This window comes from Gaetbulibacter sp. M235, assembly GCF_043876835.1.
Taxonomy (GTDB): domain Bacteria; phylum Bacteroidota; class Bacteroidia; order Flavobacteriales; family Flavobacteriaceae; genus Yeosuana.
The window spans coordinates 161,651-179,693 of the sequence record NZ_JBAWJZ010000005.1 but is presented as its reverse complement, the minus strand read 5'-3'; the positions used below and the strand labels follow the sequence as shown (position 1 = coordinate 179,693).

Genomic DNA, 18,043 nt, shown 5'->3' with positions numbered 1-18,043 from the left:
AAAAAGTAATAAATTAGTAATGCTATAAATATGTTAGATTTTATCCCCATTAAATTTTATTATGATATATACTATCATTCCATGCTTTTCATTTGTTTCATTGTTTTTTTTCATACACTTGTATTAAATTTTAATGATACCAAAACACTTATCTTTAACAAAGTTGCTGCATTATTTCTCTTTATAACTATTTTAGTATACATAGGGTCGAGACCTATAAATGGTATTTTTATTGATATGACAACCTACGTCCATATTTTTGAAAGGTATAAGTATGGGCTTTTTGAAATCAATGATGATATTGGTTTTTCTTATTTTATACTTTTCTGTACAAAAGTCATGACCGTACAATGGTTTTTCTTTATCTCGGCCTGTATTTATATTGTTCCATTATATAGTGCCTGCAAAAGATGGTTTCCTGATTATTATTTTTTTGCTTTTTTGCTTTTTGTAGGCTCTTTTTCTTTTTTCCCTTATGGTGTGAATGGTATTAGAAATGGAATGGCAACTTCGCTTTTTATTTTGGCTATTTCCTATTGTGGTAAAAATTTTTATTGGATGCTGTTTTATTTAGCACTTTCCATTTCCTTTCATACAAGTTTGTTATTGCCTATGGTTGCCTTTTTATTAACCTTTTATCTTACAGACTCAAAAAAGTATGTGTTTATTTGGGTACTATCCATTTTTTTATCTATTTCCATGGGGGAAATATGGACAGAATTATTTGCTGGTGTAGGTTTTGGAGATGATCGTTTTAACGAATACTTAACAGCTGACTATGGTCATTCGGGTGGGTTTAGATATGATTTTTTAATTTACAGTGCTATTCCCATGGGGCTTGCTTTATATTTTAAATTTAAAAAAGGATTTAATGATGTGACTTATGATAGAATATTGCATACTTATATGATAACTAATGCCTTTTGGATTATGATTATTCGCGCCAATTATTCCAACCGATTTGCTTACTTGTCATGGTTTTTAATGGCCGTTGTGGTTATTTATCCATTATTAAAAGGAAATTTATGGACACGGCAGTTTATTAAAACAGGTGTTGTCATTTTGTTATATTATGGCTTTACCTACGGTATGTTTCTATACTATGATTTTGAGTTAAATAAATAATCTATTTTTATCAATTAAACTAACTAATATAACCTACAAATATTAAACGTATGGGAGTTACAATAGGCCTTCCTTTTTATAACGCAGAAGATTATCTTGAATTAGCTATAAAATCTATTTTTGCTCAAACATATCAAGATTGGGAACTTATTTTAATGGATGATGGATCTACTGACAAATCATTGGAAATTGCAAAATCAATTAATGATCCTCGCGTATCGGTTTATTCAGACGGGAAAAATAAAAAATTGGCTGCTAGATTAAACGAAATAGTAAAATTGGCAAAATATGAATATTTGGCAAGAATGGACGCCGATGATCTCATGGACACTTCTAGAATAGAAACACAAATCAAGTTATTAGAAGAAAACCCTCAACTGGATTTAATTAGTACAGGAACTATATCTATAGCAAATGATTTAAAATACATTGGTTCAAGAGGTTTTAATTTGAATAAAATAACTTTAGATGATTTATTATATAAAAGGGCTTCTCCTTTGCATGCAAGTATTGTAAGTAAAACAAATTGGTTTAAAAGAAACCCTTATGATGAGTCATTAAAAATCGCTCAGGATTATGATTTGTGGATGCGAGCCTGTAAAAAAAATGATTTTAATTTAAAAATTATTACGGATAGATTATATTACTATAGAGAAGAAAATAATGCGACAGCTAAAAAAGTGTTAGCAGCATATAAAAATGAGCGTGTTATGTACAAAAAGTATGCTGGCAACAAGTATTTTATACTATGGACGAAATCAAAAATCAAATCATTATTAGTTTGGGGTATCTCGGTTTTAAAAAAAGAAGATCTATTATTAAAACGACGGAGCAAAAAAAAAACAGATATTGTTGAAAGAGATCATTATCTCACAGAGATTAATGTCATAAAAAGTACTAAACTCCCAACATTATAAAATTAGCTTTATGGGTGGTAAATTTTTAATTTCACTGGATTTTGAATTACATTGGGGTGTTTTTGATGCATTAAGTCTTGAAACTTATCAAAAGAATCTTGAAAACGTAAGGACTGTTATAGAAAGACTTATTAAATTGAGCGATTCTTACAATATAAAACTAACCTTTTCTACTGTTGGTTTATTGTTCGCTGAAAATAAAGGGGACATTAAAAAATTCATGCCATCAAAAATCCCAAATTATAATAACAAAGAATTGAACCCTTTTAGATTGATCAATTCTATAGGGGAAACTGAGAAAGAAGATCCTATTCATTATGCAAAGTCAATTATTTCGGCAATCAACAAAAACCATAATCACGAAATAGGCACCCATACATTTGCACATTATAACTGTTTAGCTAGCGGACAAGATATTATCGATTTTACTCATGATTTAACTGCTGCAATCAACATAGCTAAAAGTATGGATATTGATATCAAAAGTATTGTGTTTCCAAAAAATCAAATTAAACAAGACTATTTAGAAGTTTGCAAAAGAAATGGTATCACTTCCTTTAGAGGGACTGAAGAACATTTTTTATATAATCCGAGCATAAAAACTAAAAATTTTCTATTTATTAAGTTTCACAGGCCTTTTAGGTTTTTGGATGGGTATATAAATATTAGTGGTCACAACACGTATTCATTAGATAGTTTATTAGATAGATCAGGTTTAATCAATTTGCCTTCAAGCAGATTTTTAAGACCTTTTATTCCAAGACTATCATGTCTTGAATTTTTAAAAAGGGAACGGATAAAAAAAGCGATGCAGTATGCGGCTATTAAGGGTGAGCTTTTTCATTTATGGTGGCATCCCCATAATTTTGGTAGTAATATGGATGCTAATTTTAAAAATCTTGAAATCATTTTTAAAGAATATAAAAATTTAAACAAAAAATTTGGATTTGAAAGTATAACCATGACGGGTTTAACCAATCAAATTAAAACTAGACAGTATTCTAACTAAATTACTATGAAAAAGAAATTTATTATTGTTTCAACAATTTCTACCACTCTTAACTTTTTTAATGGACAAATTGCATTTTTAAATAGGTTTTTTGATGTAGAATTGGTTTCTAGTCCAGATGAGGTATTATATTTAGTAAGTGAACGTGAAGGTGTTAAAGTACACCCAATTAAAATGGTTAGAGAAATTTCTCTTTTTAAAGACTTAAAGGGCTTGTTACAGCTTATAAAGCTTTTTATAACATTAAAACCACATGTTGTACATGGGAACACACCAAAGGGTGGTTTGTTAAGCATGACTGCTGCTTGGATTACAAGGGTACCCCATAGAATTTATTTTATTCATGGATTGCGATATGAAGGAGAAACAGGTTTAAAACGAAAAATTATTCTATCATTGGAACGAATTTCGTGTTTTTTTGCAACGGATTTAATTGCTGTTAGTTTTGGTGTGAAAGAAAATATTTTAAAAAACAGAATAAGCAAAAAAATTCCACAGGTTATTGGGAATGGTAGTGCTAATGGCATAAATCCTGATATTTATTCACGACATAGTTTAACACAAGAAAATCTTAGGGAAACATATAAGATATCACAAAATCATTTGGTTTTTGGGTTTGTTGGTAGGCTGGTTAGTGACAAAGGCATTAATGAACTAGTAACTGTGTTTATTGAGCTAAACAAAACCCATCCTAACATTAAGCTTCTACTAGTGGGATGGTACGAAGATGAATTAGATCCGCTTCAAGAACATATTAAACAAGAGATTATTACCAATGAGAATATCATTGCGGTTGGAGCCCAAAAAAATGTTCTCCCCTTTTTAAATATGGTGAATGTTTTTGTGTTTCCAAGTTATAGAGAAGGCTTTGGTGTCTCTATCATGGAGGCTGCTGCCATGGAACTTCCTGTAATTTGTTCTGACATTTCTGGCTGTAATGAAATTATAAAGGATGGTTATAATGGAAAATTAATCCAGCACAAATCTACGTCGGCTTTAATGAAAGCGATGGAATCTTTCATAAAGAAACCAGAACAAATAAAACAAATGGGAGAAGTTACTAGGGATTATATTTTAAAAAAATATAATCAAAAAGATGTTTGGAAGGAAGCTTTAAACACTTATCAGAAAGTCGTCAATAGTTAAAAAACATAATACTTAGGTGAATTAATAAAAGGTTCAACCCAATTTTAATGTGCTGAACCTTTTTATCTGGTATTTTTTAAAAGTATATAAGTTACTCTTAATTAATTACCAATTATATTATTGGTTAAACCTATATTTTCTGAATTTTTAATTTCAAAATCTGTGTTACTGGTATTGCCATCAAATTTAATATTTTTGCCATAATCTACATGAAGCTTAAATCCAATATTGGTTGTATTAAAATTACAACTTTTAAATGTAATTTGAGAAGTACTTAAAGTACTTTCATCAAGTAAATGAATTAGGCTTAATGGTCTGTTTTTAACATTTATGGTTTCATTACTAATGGTTACATTATTAATACTCTGAGTATTATAGAAATTTTTATAACCAAAACTAACCTCTAAATTACTGGTAATAGTATTTCCAGAAAAGGAGCTATCAAATAAATTTGAAATTAAAAATATTCCTGTTGTACAATCTTTTATGATATTATTACTAATACTTTGGTTTTTACCAGCAACTCGTATTCCAACACCATAATTTTTTATGGTATTATTACTAATTTGGTAATGATGGTTAAGTTCCTCACCAAATGGATCAAAATATGATTGGATACCTATAGCAAAAATGGAAGGGTCTCTTGACTCAAAGGTATTATTTAGTATGGCAACATTATATGAAGCAAAGTTTGATACCCATTTATCAAAATAATTATTTTCTATAACCACATCATTTGCGGTAAAAAGAACAATATCTCCTGATTCATTTCCTGTTAAGGTTGAGTTTTTAATAGTTATATTCTCTATAATTGCAGTTTCATTTAAAGAACCATCTGCATTTCTTGTTCTGATAGCTTCTAAATCAATACCATATCTTGGAGCTGTCCCTGCACTACTAGCAATTTTATTACCTGAACCATCATAAGCTTGTTCTCCTTTTCCAGTATCTATAATACGACAATTATCAATAGTAACATTTCTACCATCCAAAAAACTAATCCCATTTCGTCTGCATTCCGAAATTGTACAATTCTCTACTATAGCATAATTTACCTCTCTATTTCCTGACCCAAGTGCTCCGTCTGGATTTCTAAGCGTTTTTGCATGAAATAAAATGGCATCACCTGTTGCCTTACTTAAATTAAGATTATCAACAACTACATTGTGAGAGCCAATAATCCAGAGTAAATGGCCATATTCATGAGTATCACGAATCTCACCTGCCTCATCAATTACAGGGGCATAATTGTGTTCAAAACGATCGCCAACTAAATGTCCTCCAGAAACAATAGAATTATCTGTTAAAAAAATACTCATTAAAGTGTAGAACGCTGACCCATTAGGTTGTACTCTTAAAAAGGTGTCATCATTCATTTTTAATTCAAAATCACTTGGTATTTGAATGGCATTAGCTGCATTTTTCTCTCTACTGTTGTTATTCAAATCCACTTTAAAATAGGCGTCCATTTTATCGATTACAAAAACAGATATTCCTAATTTTTTTGTATTCTGAATAATGTTATTTAAAATCTCCTTATTCTTTAAAGCCACTTCATCAGAAACAACCCCTTCTACAATCCCCCAACGTTGTGGATCAAATTGAAAGGTCGTGTCTTTCAATTGAGGTGTTGAGCCCATTAGAGTTACACTAGAATTTAACAACTCTCCTGAAATTATGGTATTATCAGAAAAATGGAGAGTACCATTAATAATATCTCCTCCTTCATATACAATAGTTACATTTGAAGGTAAATTAACAGTTTGTCCGCCTAAATCCAACATACAATTAATAACTATGGTATCACCAGATTGTACACTATCCAAACCAAACGAACAAGGTAAAGTGGTATCAACCGTAGAATCATTCGTGTCTTCAGAAGGAGCATTGGTATCTACCGTAGTATCGGGATCAACAACACCATTAACTGGTTCTTCACTAAAAATTTCTTCATTATTACATGATAAGGTTGTTAAAACAAAAAATAATGCTATTAACATGGGGCTAAAAAAAGTCTTCATAAAATTCTTAATTCGGGGAGGGAATTTACATTTACAATATTAATAATTAATTTAAATTTATCGCCTAAATGATTGTTTTTTTCGATGAAAAACGCTTCAATGATCATAAAAATCGACAAAAAGTAATTTTATTTCGATAAATAGTAATTTGAGAGTATTAATATTGTTTCTATATACGCTAAATAATATAACTTGGATGTTTAAAATTTAGAAATACAAAAATAAAAAGTATAATCGATTGTGTAACAATTTGTTAATAACTATTAATAACTTAAAAAGATTGTATATAAGGACTTACAAGAGGAATAAGTGGAAAAATTTAAACAGCGTTTTGTCATACCATCATTTTAGGATTAAGAAAAAGAGTTGTAAAATTATATCAGGATTTATTTAATAAGATGGGGCAAGTGTATAGATGGTGTATGGATAGTGTACGGATAGTGTACGGATAGTGTATATAAGTTAAATTTATTGCTTTAAAATCAGGTAAAACAAAAATCTTTTTTTAAAAACATTAAAAAAAACTTCAAAAATAGCCTGTCAACCCAAGCCCATCAAAAGGTCCTTTATACCTATTACAACAAACTTGCCTGTACTGAACTTGTTTTAGTACTTAGAATCCATCCACCTCCCACTTTCATTTAACAAAAAAACCAAATCAGACATTTCTTTTGTTTTAGTGGGATACATTTAAAATTCTCATATATCACTAAGTTGCTGAAATTCAATCTGTTATAAAAATATTAGATATAATTCCTAATACAGCAATAAAACCAAATCATCTTTGCACAAAAATTAAATTTAAGTAATATATTGCCTACAAATTCATTTTATCAAAAATAATAGCTTTTCAACAATTAAAAGTATTAGAAATCAATATTTAAACTAATTTTACTCAAATTAACCAACCTACTATGTATAAAAAATTAATAAAACCTCTTTTCGATTTTTGTTCAGCGGTTATAGGCTTTATTATACTATCTCCTATTTTCATTGTAATTACCATTTGCCTATTATTTAGCAATAAAGGAAAACCGTTCTTTTTTCAAAAGCGTCCGGGTAAAAAAGAACGTATCTTTTCTATAATCAAATTCAAATCCATGAATGACAAAAAGGATACAGAAGGAAATTTATTACCTTTTGAAAAACGAATTACCAAAACAGGTGCTTTTATTAGAAAATATTCATTAGATGAAATCCCTCAACTCATCAATGTTATTAAAGGAGACATGAGTTTAGTAGGTCCCAGACCCTTATTAACAGAATATCTTCCATTATATAATGAAGATCAAAAAAAGCGCCATAACGTCAAACCTGGCATTACTGGCTGGGCTCAAGTAAATGGTAGAAACGCCATATCATGGAAAGAAAAATTTTCATTAGATACATGGTATGTTAATAATTTATCATTTTCACTAGATGTAAAAATATTATTATTAACTATAAAAAGAGTTTTAAAAAAGGAAGGAGTCAATAGTTCAGATAACTTAAATATGCCATTATTTAAAGGTAATTAATTGAATAATCATGTCAGTCATTGAAAAACAAAATATTGTAGTTATTGGAGCATCGGGACATGCTAAAGTTGTTATTGATATTCTTGAAAGAGAAAATAAGTACAACATTATTGGTTTAATAGATTCATATAAACCAAAAGGAATGTCAATATTTCAATATAAAATATTAGGAACTGAAAATGATTTACCAGATTTAATTAAAAATTTCAATTTTAATGCTGGAATTATTGCAATTGGAGATAATTGGATAAGGAAGTTAGTTCATGATAAAATAACCCAATTAGTTCCTGACTTTAAATATATTTCTGCGATACATCCTAGTGCAATAATTGGAAAAAATGTTACAATAGGGCAAGGAACTGTTATTATGCCGGGGGTTATTGTAAATATTGATTCCAAAATAGGTAACTTTTGTATTTTAAACACTAAAGCGTCTTTAGATCATGATGGTGACATTAAAAAATTCTCTAGTTTAGCTCCTAATGCCACTGTTGGAGGAAACGTTACAATTGGATCATTTAGTGCAATTTGTTTGGGTGCCAACATCATTCAAGATATAACCATTGGTAAACATTCAATAATAGGTGCAGGTGCTTTAGTAAACAGGGATGTTGAAGATTATAAAATGGTATATGGTATTCCTGCTAAAGTTATTAGAACTATCAATGAAGGTGAAAAATATTTATATCATGCTGAAGATTTTGTCAAACCAAAGGAGGTTTTTGAAATTAATTCCACATTAGAAGAAATTTACAATAAAAAGGATTGGGATGATGTATTAAAAGAAATAGGGTACTATGATTTTTATCACACCTATGATTACCATGATTTATCAAAAAATGATAATGAAACACCCTTATTACTTAAATATGTTGAAAACGACATTATTATAGCCATCCCATTGTTAATTAGAAAAATAGAAAACACAAATTACAAAGATGCAACATCTGTATATGGCTATGCCGGACCTATTAGCAAAAACCTATCATTCAGTTTTGATAATACCCAGTTTCAAGAAAAAATAAAGGAATACTTCGAAGTAAATAATTTTGTTTCTGTTTTTTCTAGGTTAAATCCTTTTATATCAGGACAATGTAGGGCTTTAATAAATCTTGGGACCATAACCAGACAGGGTAAGGTTGTAAACATTAATTTGAAACTTGATATAGACATTCAGAGACAGAATTTTCAAAATAGATTAAAAACACATATCAATAAAGCAAGACGAAATTGTACTATTAAAAGAGCTGCATCAGAAGAAGGTCTTCAAAAATTTATGGATATTTATTATGAGAACATGGATAGGGTTCATGCTAAAAATTCTTACTATTTTAAAAAGGATTATTTTCAAAAAATGGTGTCAAGCCAAGATTTTAAATCTGAAGTCTTATTGGCTATCGACAATGAATCTGGAGAAACAATAGCAGCTTCTCAATTTGTGATGACTAACAATATTGTACAGTATCATCTATCTGGAACCAAAAATGATTTCTTACACTTAACTCCAACAAAATTACTCATTGATGAAATGCGACTAATTGCATCAGAAAAAGGTTATACCTATTTTAATTTAGGTGGAGGTTTAGGAGGTAAAGATGATGATTCATTATTTAATTTTAAAGCTTCTTTTTCAAAGGATTTTAAAGATTTTTTCTTGTGGAAATTTATTTGTAATCAAAAAGTTTATGATGAGCTTGTTTTAAAAAAAGGTGTCGATACAGATTCCAATTTTTTTCCTTTATATAGATCTTTAGACGATATAAATGTAACGTTGTGATAAAGCATAATCCATTTACATCTAATACATTTGTTAAAAAATGGTGCTTACATTTCATTAAGGATCAAGCATCTTATTCATTTAATTTCATAAAGGAAGTTGGCTTTTATAAGCCAACATTTATGCCCTTATTCATCAACGTCGGAAAGAACCTTACAAAAGGCATGTCGTATGTTTTGAATTCGTCTATTATATCACATGATTTTAAAAATAAAGTATTGTTGATTTATGATGTACCTGAATATTTTAATATTAAAACGGAAACGCTTCCAAAAAAAATAAAGGCAATTAAAATAAAGCAATACCCTGGTTTTTTAACAAATCTTGAAACATATATAGATTTTAATAACTACTTCTCCTCCACTTTTAGTAAAAAAAGTCGTTATAAATTTAAAAGCTATCAAAGAGTTCTTGAAAGTTCATTTGATATAAACTATAAACATTTTTATGGAAACATATCTAAAGAATCTTATGATGATATTTTCGAATATTTTAATGCTCTGTTAAAAAAACGATTTGATGACAAACTTGAAACCAATAATAATCTAAATCCTAAAGAATGGGATTTTTATTATGATTCATCCTTTGAATTGATACTTGAAAAAAAAGCGTCATTATTTGTGATTTATGATGATAAAAAACCAATTGCCATATCGCTCAACTATTTTTCTGACAATATTTTATTTTTTGCCATTACTGTTTTCGATATGGATTACTTTAAATACAATATAGGTAAAGTACATTTAATGGAACTTTATAAATGGAGTTTTGAAAATAATATAAAAATCTTTGATTTATCAAAAGGATATTATGATTATAAAGAAAGATGGGCCAATGTAAACTATAATTTTGAGCATCATATATATTATGATTCGTACTCAATTAGTGCTATTTCTATTGCCCATTTCCTGAAATTGTTTTTCAAGTTAAAGCAATTTTTAAGAGGTTTAAAATTAAATGTGTTACTTCATAAAGTAACATATCTTTTTAAATTTAAAAAAAGCACTTCAATAAATATCACAAATTAGTTTTTTTACATGTTTAAAAACAACAATTTCTATCAATTATTATTTGAAAATCATTCGGTATCAAACACCTATGATGTTCTAGGGTATATGGACAAAAAAATAGAAAAGAAATTAATTGTTAATCATATTGCCCTTAAGTCCGCACAAGTTTATTCCTATCAACTATTTCCTGCCTATTTGAATTATAATTTATTATTATCAAAACATTTTAGGTTAAAAAAAATAAAGCAGAAATTAGGTTTTGCAATTTATCTTAAAGACTATAAAACAATTAGCGATTACCTTAAAGAAACATGTTCTCCGCAACACAGAAAAAATATAACAAGAACAACAAATAGGTTGGAATCAAGCTTCAATATAAGCTACAAAACCTACTTTGGAGATATGCCTGTTGACCATTATGTATTTATAATGAGCACTTTGAAAGACATGATAGCAAACAGATTTCAACACCGTGAAGGCAGAAACAAAACCTTGAATAACTGGAAACACCATGTTGATCAAACCCTAGATTTAATCAAACTAAAAAGAGCCTCTATATTTGTTATTTATCAAAATGATGAACCCATCGAGATTTCAGTAAATTACCACGTAGGTTCGATAATGTATAGCTCAATTTCTTCTTATGACTTAGATTATGGAAAATTTAGTTTAGGAAACATCGAAATATATAAGCAACTGGAATGGTGCCTTTTAAATGGTATCGATTTTTTTGATATGGGATACGGCGATTTTGATTATAAAAGAAGATGGGCAAACGAGATTTATGAATTTGAAGACCATATTTTTTACAATAAGTTTAATATTATAGGATCTTGTTATTCGCTAATTAAAAATTGCAAATACAGAATCATAAACTATTTGATTTCCAAAAAAATAAACGACAAGATTTATGGCGTGTTTGATGCAATAAAAAAGAAAAACAATTCTATACCAATTTTAGAATATAACTTTATACCAGTAACATCATTACCGAGCGACATTCTCAAAATGGAAAATCTAGATTTGAAAACTAATGAAAATAAGTTTTTGAAAAAACCTGTTTATGACTATTTATATAAATATCAAGAGCACCTAAACGATATTAGTATTTATAAAATGCCGGAAAAACCAAATTCATATATTATTCATGGAAAAAATTCTATTTTAGAACTTGAATTTTGAATGATTAAGTAGCTATTTTATTATTTTACATTAAACCACAACCTGTAATTCCCTTTCTGGATTTATGATTTAGATTTTAAAAAGGTAAAGAACATGAGTAATATTAATTCAGATAACAATAAAGATAAATTGCAAAAACTAAATTTTGGTTTAGACATTCTTGAGAATGGTCAAATCGGGACTTATTATTCTGAATTGTTCAATAATGAAACAAACAAGCTGCTTTACTCTTCACCAGTAACCAACACAATTTCATTTAAAAACAAATTAGTTTTTATTAGTGATATTCCTAACTATTTGGATACTATTAAAAGCAACGATTCTAAAGAAATTAAACTTAAAAAAATAAACACATATCAAGGCTCTTTTATAAATTTAAGTAAGTACAATACCATTGAAGATTATCTAATAAATGAAATAAGCACAAAAGAACGATCAGAAATACGTCGACGACAAAAACGTCTTGATAACTGCATCAAGCCGGTTTACAAAATGTATTATGGAAGCATCTCAAAAAAAGAGTATGATATAATATTCAATGATTATAGGCAAATGCTTCTTAGACGTTTAGAACAAAAACAGTCTTATTGGGAAGAATTAGATTATTGGAAAGACCGTTATGCAACTACATTTAATCTTATCAATGAAAAAAAAGCTTGTATTTATGTTATTTACCATAACGATACTCCTATATCAATTTATATAAATTCAGTTTATGATAAAATTATTTTCAATGAAGTAGTAGCCTATGATATTGACTACTCAAGATTTAATATAGGTATCCTCATATTTATAAAAATTGTTGAATGGGCTATTAATAATGATTTTGATTTAATAGATATGTCTAAAGGTGACTTTTCATATAAAGAACGTTTCAGAAACGGAACGTATACTTTTCAAAATCATATAATTTATGATACAAATAACATTAATGCATCAATAAAAGCAAAAGCACTAATACTCAAGCTAAATATTATTTACATCGTATTGCCGTGGTTAAAAAAATTAAAACTAAATAAATTAAATACATTATATAAAAGAATAAAAAACAGACATGTATTTAAAGAGTTTAGTTCACAGCCCGAAATAATTATTGAAACGGAAAAGTTATTGGCAATTGACAATTTTAACAATTTAAAATTGATTAATCCAAACAATGATGATTATACATGCTTAAAAAAACCAATTATAGATTTTGCTTTTTTAAATGTTGAATTTATAGATGAAATAATGGTTTATATGGATATTAATAATAAAGAGTTTTATTTAAAAGGGGCTAATTCTTTTCAAAAAATAGTCATAAAATAATATGAATAAAAAATTCATTTTTTCTAAAATAAAAATTCTTGATTTTTATAATCTTAATATTATAAAAAGGTTGGGGTCTCCCCTTTTTGATAACATAATAAATACAGTATCAAATAAATCAATGAAAACGTTAAATGACAATAAAAACATTCTTAACGTAATTGATAATATATATATATCTACTTATATCCCCACTTTTGTTGAAATAACTTTAAATAAAAAATTTAAAAAGTTTTCGTTTAACAGATTTCAAGGTTTTTTAATAAACCTTGAAAATTTTAATTCAATTGAAGATTATATGATGGCCCAATTTGGATCAAAAAGCAGATCTAAAATTAGGTCGTATGTTAAACGTCTAGAAACCTGTTTTAATATTGACTACAAATTTTATTATGGTTCTATAGAAAAACCTGCATATGAGTTACTTTTTGATCAATTGGAACTTATGATAAAAAGAAGGTTTGATCAAAGAGGTGACAAACACCAGGCGCTGCAAGATTGGGATTATTATAAAAAAAGCATCTATCAAGAGATTCTAAATAAAAACACATCACTTTTTGTTATCTATGACAACAACAAACCTATTGACATTTGTATAAACTATCATTATGAAAATATTATAATAAATTCTATTAGGGCTTATGATATAGATTACTCAAAATTTAAATTAGGCTATGTAGATATTTTTAAGCAACTTGAATGGAGCTTTGAAAACAAAATAAAGCTTTTTGATTTAGGCCCAGGTATTTTAACCTATAAAAAGCAATGGTGCAACGTTGTTTATGATTTTAGGAATTATATTATTTTTAAAAAAACTTCACTTACAAAAGCGTTATTTGCTTCTTCTTTGTTTTTATTCTATAAATTAAAAATCTTTTTAGACAGAAATAACATTGTACAGGATAAAGGAAATAAAATTTTAGACACCTCAAATAATTACGCAAAAGACAATACCATAGAAGTTTTTCAATTAAAAACTGATGAAATTCCTAAAAATTCAGAATTAGAAAACAATTATACTGAAATTAATTTTGAACATGAAGAGTTTATGAATTTAAGAAATATAATATATGATTATTTATATTTAAACTTTGAACAAAAAAACAAAGTAAAAGTGTATAAATTAAATGACAGCTACAATTCATTCATCATAATGGGGAAAAAACCATCGAAGTTTATTTCAAAATAAGATAACAATTCAATGGATTGTAAAATCATAATAATAAAAACTAGACAATAAAGTGAAATTTATACAAAAGGAATATTTTTACGACTCTTTGTCACAAAAACTCATAATACTCCCCTATTATGATAGATTAACTAATGCTTTAAATAATAATTGCTTGTTTGAAAGAACAGAAAAGGGTTCTCTAATAAAAAGAACAATTTCAATATCATTATGTCCTTCATTTTTAGAATACTCTTTTTTTAAAAAGGATGAATTAATACTTAAAAAAGTAGATCAAAAAAACATTATTGGTTATGCCATTTTGATAAAAGAGCATAAAAATTTAGAGACATTTTTTAAGCAAGAGTATAAAAAGAGTTTTAAGGATAATATAAAAAGATTTGTTAATCGTTTTGAAGCCTGTTTTAATGTAAAGTACGAGATTCATTATGGTTCTATTGAAAAAGAGGTATATAATACTTTAATGGCCTCATTAAAAAACATGCTTATTAAACGTTTTGATCAGCGTGGAGATTCAACACATGCACTTAAAAACTGGAATTATTACTTTGAAAGTATTTATGCTTTTATTTTAGAAAAAAAAGCATCAATATTGGCAATCTATGCAAATGAAAAATTGATTCATGTTTGTGTTAACCATCATTTTAAAAATATTCTTTTTGTTTCAATTCCGTCGTACGATATCAATTATTCAAAATTTTCATTAGGCAACATTTCTATTCATAAATTGTTAGAATGGTGTTTAGAAAACGAGTATTATATGTTAGATATGGCTTACGGCAATTTAGAATATAAAAAGCGTTGGAGCAATTACATGTATTCATTTCAGCACCATATAATAGCACCAAAAGGCAAACCTATATTTAATTTAATAGGAGATTTAGAAGTTTTAATAATTAAAGCAAAAAATATTTTAAAAAAATACCATATAGATGCTTTGGTTAAAAAGTTAAAAAACTTAAAACTGAAAAAAAACAATTACACAAACCATATTGAATATACCATTGAAACTAGTCCTGAAGTTGATTTAAAGTATCTTACAGAAATAGACCATTTCAATATTAACAATGATCATCTTCAAAAAATGATTTGTGATTTCTTATTCAAACATAAAGAACACATTGACCAAATAAAGGTATTTGAAATAGAAACCTCAAAATCATATTTGATTTGTGGTAAAAACGTAACAGAAAAAATAATTTTTTAGATAAATTGTAGTCTAAATTTATTTTAAAATCCAAAATTTTAAATATTTTTTATATTCTAAGTCGTTATATTTATAATTAAAAAACAATTAAGTTTCGTTATGAAATTACTATTTGGTAAAATACTATTATATACTTTATTGGTTTTTATTTGTTTAGAAATAATTACAAGGGTATTTCATTTATATCAAGAATCGCCCACATTCATAATTAATGATAAAAATGTAAAAACCTATCTACCAAATCAAGAAGGATATTATGCTGTTGGTAATAGAAGAATGAATTTTGCAGAATACCACATAAATAAAACTGGATTCAATTCTTACAGTGAATTTACACCAACAAAAGATAAAATAGACGTTGCACTTATTGGGGACTCATATATAGAAGGACTCCATCAAAATTACTATAATTCAATTGGTGAAAAAATTGAGAAAAAACTAAATGATAGTGTAGATGTGTTTGAATATGGCCATTCGGGATATGATTTTGCTGACGAATTACATTTAATCTCTGCTTACAGTGAAAAATTTAAATTAATAGATCAAATTATAATCTATTTAAAATTTGAAAACGACTTAAAACGCGACTTTTATAAGCCAGACCAATATTGGATAGATTCACAATATTTCACTTTTTCAAAAATCAAAAAAAATGTAAAATTGCTTTCTTATATGGATGGCATTGGAGCTTTACAACCTTTAAGAAATTTAAAATCCAAAATCGTTTCCTTTGGAAATAATCCCGAAAAACACACTGAAAAAGTAGAAAACCAAGACGTTGTTGATAATAGAAACCTGCAATATTTAAATAATTTCAAAAAATTAATTAACACCTATGGCTTTGATAAAAATAAAACAGTTTTTCTTCTTGATTCAAGAAAAACAAGCAAATCATTTTTAGATTATTGTGATTCTATGGCCTATAAATATTTAGATTTTGGGAAAATCCTTGAAAATTCTAAAACACCAACAACATTAATTTATGATAATCATTGGAATAATCATGGAAGAGAAATTATAGCATCGGTTATAGCCAATTATATAAAAGAAAAAAAGAAGGTTTAATTAGTTAAAATTGGAAATAAATAAACGATCTATCTACACCATCATCATAAAATAATAACATTGATAAGATAATTATTGTATAAATCATAAACCTTACAATTTTCGATTTAAATTTAAATGGTGAACGCTCATCTTTTCTAATAAGATATTCGTAAAACACAAATAAACCCAATAAAATATAATAATCTATCATTCTATATCCCATTGGATGATGATACGTTTCATACGAAAAATGATTGCAAATCTGCTTAATAAACCCAAATGCATCTGTGATAGATTCTGATCTAAAAAAGATTCTTGAAAAGGTTACTATTGAAAAAGTTAGCAATACTTGCCCTATTTCTGTTAAACTTGGAAAAATAGTGTTCTGTCCAACTACTGAATCCTTATAAATAGCATTTCTACCCATTAAAAATACCGGAATAAAAGCCAAAGCATGAAAACCTCCCCAAAATATAAAAGTCCAATTTGCGCCGTGCCAAAACCCACTAATTAAAAAAACAATACAAATATTTCTGATAGATTTTAGTTTACTTTCCCTTGAGCCACCCAATGGAATATATACATAATGTCTAAACCAAGTTGATAAAGACACATGCCACCTTTGCCAATATTCAGCAACATTTCGTGAAAAATTAGGAAACTTGAAATTTGACATCAGTTCAATTCCAAAAAGTTTTGAAGTACCAATAGCTATATCAGAGTATCCACTAAAATCACCATACACTTGAAAGCTAAATAAAGTGACTCCTAAAATTAAGGTCGATGCTGGATATGAGGCATAATTAGAGAAAATATCATCAACTATTGGCCCAACGGAATCTGCAATTACAATTTTCTTAAACAAACCCCATAAAATCAATTTTATGCCACTGACAGCTTGGTCATAATTAAAAGTACGCCTGTTTAATACTTGAGATAATAAATTGGACGCCCTCTCAATGGGCCCTGCAACCAATTGAGGAAAGAAACTTACAAACGCAGCAAAAGATAAGAAATCATTAGTTGGCTTTAGCTTTTTATAATACACATCAAAGGAATATGACATGGTTTGAAAGGTGTAAAACGATATTCCTACAGGCAAAATGACACGCAACGTCCAGGTACTTTTCATTTGATAACCAAATACAGAAACTAAATCTACCCAGGAGTCAACAAAAAAATTATAGTACTTAAAAAACCCTAAAAGACCAACATTAAAAAAAACACTAACCCATAACCAATATTTTCTTGTATTATGTTTCTCAGAGGAATTAATTTTAATGGCAACAAAATAATCAACTACAGTACTTAATAAAATCAAAGAAAGAAACCTCCAGTCCCATAATCCATAAAACACATAACTAGCAATTAAAACGAGTACATTCTGTGCTTTTAAATGCTTGTTAAAAACAAACCAATATAAAATAAATACAACCGGAAGGAATATGAAAAACTCTAAAGAATTAAATACCATTTATATTTAAATATATAAAACTTGATTAATTGCTGATTTTTTAATTGAAAACAAACATCTTACTTTTAACATTACATTTCAAAATTATTCTTTAAATAACCAAATAATCAGCGT

At 27.6% G+C, this 18,043-nt stretch carries 14 protein-coding genes; 12 read left to right on the top strand and 2 right to left on the bottom strand.

Annotated features, from left to right (window positions below; genetic code table 11):
- The first annotated feature begins 81 nt into the window (after positions 1 to 81).
- Genes V8G69_RS10065 through V8G69_RS10050 form a run of 4 tightly spaced genes read left to right on the top strand, consistent with a single transcriptional unit; the run spans position 82 to position 4,197 of the window.
- Positions 82 to 1,125 (top strand): EpsG family protein, encoded by a 1,044-nt coding sequence (locus V8G69_RS10065; RefSeq protein ID WP_394881751.1) that lies wholly within the window; start codon positions 82 to 84, stop codon positions 1,123 to 1,125.
- Positions 1,126 to 1,175: 50 nt separating this feature from the next.
- Positions 1,176 to 2,042: a glycosyltransferase family 2 protein gene (locus V8G69_RS10060; protein WP_394881750.1), complete on the top strand. Its 867-nt coding sequence runs from the start codon at positions 1,176 to 1,178 to the stop codon at positions 2,040 to 2,042.
- 10 nt (positions 2,043 to 2,052) lie between these two features.
- Complete coding sequence (locus V8G69_RS10055; RefSeq protein ID WP_394881749.1) at positions 2,053 to 3,051, top strand: polysaccharide deacetylase; 999 nt, start codon at positions 2,053 to 2,055, stop codon at positions 3,049 to 3,051.
- A 6-nt stretch (positions 3,052 to 3,057) separates the two neighbouring features.
- The gene (locus tag V8G69_RS10050; RefSeq protein WP_394881748.1) at positions 3,058 to 4,197 is read left to right on the top strand and encodes a glycosyltransferase family 4 protein; all 1,140 of its coding nucleotides are present in this window, start codon (positions 3,058 to 3,060) and stop codon (positions 4,195 to 4,197) included.
- A gap of 101 nt (positions 4,198 to 4,298) precedes the next feature.
- On the opposite strand, the gene V8G69_RS10045 is transcribed toward V8G69_RS10050, so the two are convergent.
- Positions 4,299 to 6,218 carry a right-handed parallel beta-helix repeat-containing protein gene (locus V8G69_RS10045; RefSeq protein WP_394881747.1) on the bottom strand — a complete coding sequence of 640 codons (1,920 nt, stop codon included), beginning with the start codon at positions 6,216 to 6,218 and terminating at the stop codon, positions 4,299 to 4,301.
- Positions 6,219 to 7,132: 914 nt separating this feature from the next.
- On the opposite strand from V8G69_RS10045, the gene V8G69_RS10040 reads away from it, so the two are divergent.
- The 8 genes from V8G69_RS10040 (at position 7,133) to V8G69_RS10005 (ending at position 16,473) form a co-directional block, all read left to right on the top strand.
- Positions 7,133 to 7,735 carry a sugar transferase gene (locus tag V8G69_RS10040; RefSeq protein ID WP_394881746.1) on the top strand — a complete coding sequence of 201 codons (603 nt, stop codon included), beginning with the start codon at positions 7,133 to 7,135 and terminating at the stop codon, positions 7,733 to 7,735.
- Between the two features lie 10 nt (positions 7,736 to 7,745).
- Positions 7,746 to 9,512 (top strand): NeuD/PglB/VioB family sugar acetyltransferase, encoded by a 1,767-nt coding sequence (locus tag V8G69_RS10035; RefSeq protein ID WP_394881745.1) that lies wholly within the window; start codon positions 7,746 to 7,748, stop codon positions 9,510 to 9,512.
- Positions 9,509 to 10,540, top strand: coding sequence for a GNAT family N-acetyltransferase (locus V8G69_RS10030; RefSeq protein WP_394881744.1), 1,032 nt, complete (start codon positions 9,509 to 9,511; stop codon positions 10,538 to 10,540). Before V8G69_RS10035 ends, V8G69_RS10030 begins: the two co-directional genes overlap by 4 nt.
- Before the next feature lie 9 nt (positions 10,541 to 10,549).
- A complete protein-coding gene (locus V8G69_RS10025) occupies positions 10,550 to 11,704 on the top strand; it encodes a GNAT family N-acetyltransferase (RefSeq protein ID WP_394881743.1) in 1,155 nt (384 codons plus the stop codon).
- 93 nt (positions 11,705 to 11,797) lie between these two features.
- Complete coding sequence (locus V8G69_RS10020) at positions 11,798 to 13,012, top strand: GNAT family N-acetyltransferase (protein ID WP_394881742.1); 1,215 nt, start codon at positions 11,798 to 11,800, stop codon at positions 13,010 to 13,012.
- 121 nt (positions 13,013 to 13,133) lie between these two features.
- Complete coding sequence (locus V8G69_RS10015; protein WP_394881741.1) at positions 13,134 to 14,201, top strand: GNAT family N-acetyltransferase; 1,068 nt, start codon at positions 13,134 to 13,136, stop codon at positions 14,199 to 14,201.
- Between the two features lie 52 nt (positions 14,202 to 14,253).
- Positions 14,254 to 15,408, top strand: a complete 1,155-nt coding sequence (locus tag V8G69_RS10010; protein WP_394881740.1) for a GNAT family N-acetyltransferase — start codon at positions 14,254 to 14,256, stop codon at positions 15,406 to 15,408.
- 99 nt (positions 15,409 to 15,507) lie between these two features.
- Positions 15,508 to 16,473 (top strand): hypothetical protein, encoded by a 966-nt coding sequence (locus tag V8G69_RS10005; RefSeq protein ID WP_394881738.1) that lies wholly within the window; start codon positions 15,508 to 15,510, stop codon positions 16,471 to 16,473.
- A 4-nt stretch (positions 16,474 to 16,477) separates the two neighbouring features.
- Here the strand turns inward: V8G69_RS10005 and V8G69_RS10000 are convergent, their stop codons facing one another.
- The gene (locus tag V8G69_RS10000; RefSeq protein ID WP_394881737.1) at positions 16,478 to 17,929 is read right to left on the bottom strand and encodes an MBOAT family O-acyltransferase; all 1,452 of its coding nucleotides are present in this window, start codon (positions 17,927 to 17,929) and stop codon (positions 16,478 to 16,480) included.
- Positions 17,930 to 18,043 lie beyond the last annotated feature (114 nt).

Excerpts from the sequence above, each read along its gene's own strand:
- V8G69_RS10020 (WP_394881742.1), top strand. The coding sequence starts at position 11,798 with ATGAGTAATATTAATTCAGATAACAATAAAGATAAATTGCAAAAACTA.
- V8G69_RS10040 (WP_394881746.1), top strand. The coding sequence starts at position 7,133 with ATGTATAAAAAATTAATAAAACCTCTTTTCGATTTTTGTTCAGCGGTT.
- V8G69_RS10015 (WP_394881741.1), top strand. The coding sequence starts at position 13,134 with ATGAAAACGTTAAATGACAATAAAAACATTCTTAACGTAATTGATAAT.
- V8G69_RS10000 (WP_394881737.1), bottom strand. The coding sequence starts at position 17,929 with ATGGTATTTAATTCTTTAGAGTTTTTCATATTCCTTCCGGTTGTATTT.
- V8G69_RS10065 (WP_394881751.1), top strand. The coding sequence starts at position 82 with ATGCTTTTCATTTGTTTCATTGTTTTTTTTCATACACTTGTATTAAAT.
- V8G69_RS10025 (WP_394881743.1), top strand. The coding sequence starts at position 10,550 with ATGTTTAAAAACAACAATTTCTATCAATTATTATTTGAAAATCATTCG.
- V8G69_RS10060 (WP_394881750.1), top strand. The coding sequence starts at position 1,176 with ATGGGAGTTACAATAGGCCTTCCTTTTTATAACGCAGAAGATTATCTT.
- V8G69_RS10055 (WP_394881749.1), top strand. The coding sequence starts at position 2,053 with ATGGGTGGTAAATTTTTAATTTCACTGGATTTTGAATTACATTGGGGT.
- V8G69_RS10005 (WP_394881738.1), top strand. The coding sequence starts at position 15,508 with ATGAAATTACTATTTGGTAAAATACTATTATATACTTTATTGGTTTTT.
- V8G69_RS10050 (WP_394881748.1), top strand. The coding sequence starts at position 3,058 with ATGAAAAAGAAATTTATTATTGTTTCAACAATTTCTACCACTCTTAAC.
- V8G69_RS10035 (WP_394881745.1), top strand. The coding sequence starts at position 7,746 with ATGTCAGTCATTGAAAAACAAAATATTGTAGTTATTGGAGCATCGGGA.
- V8G69_RS10045 (WP_394881747.1), bottom strand. The coding sequence starts at position 6,218 with ATGAAGACTTTTTTTAGCCCCATGTTAATAGCATTATTTTTTGTTTTA.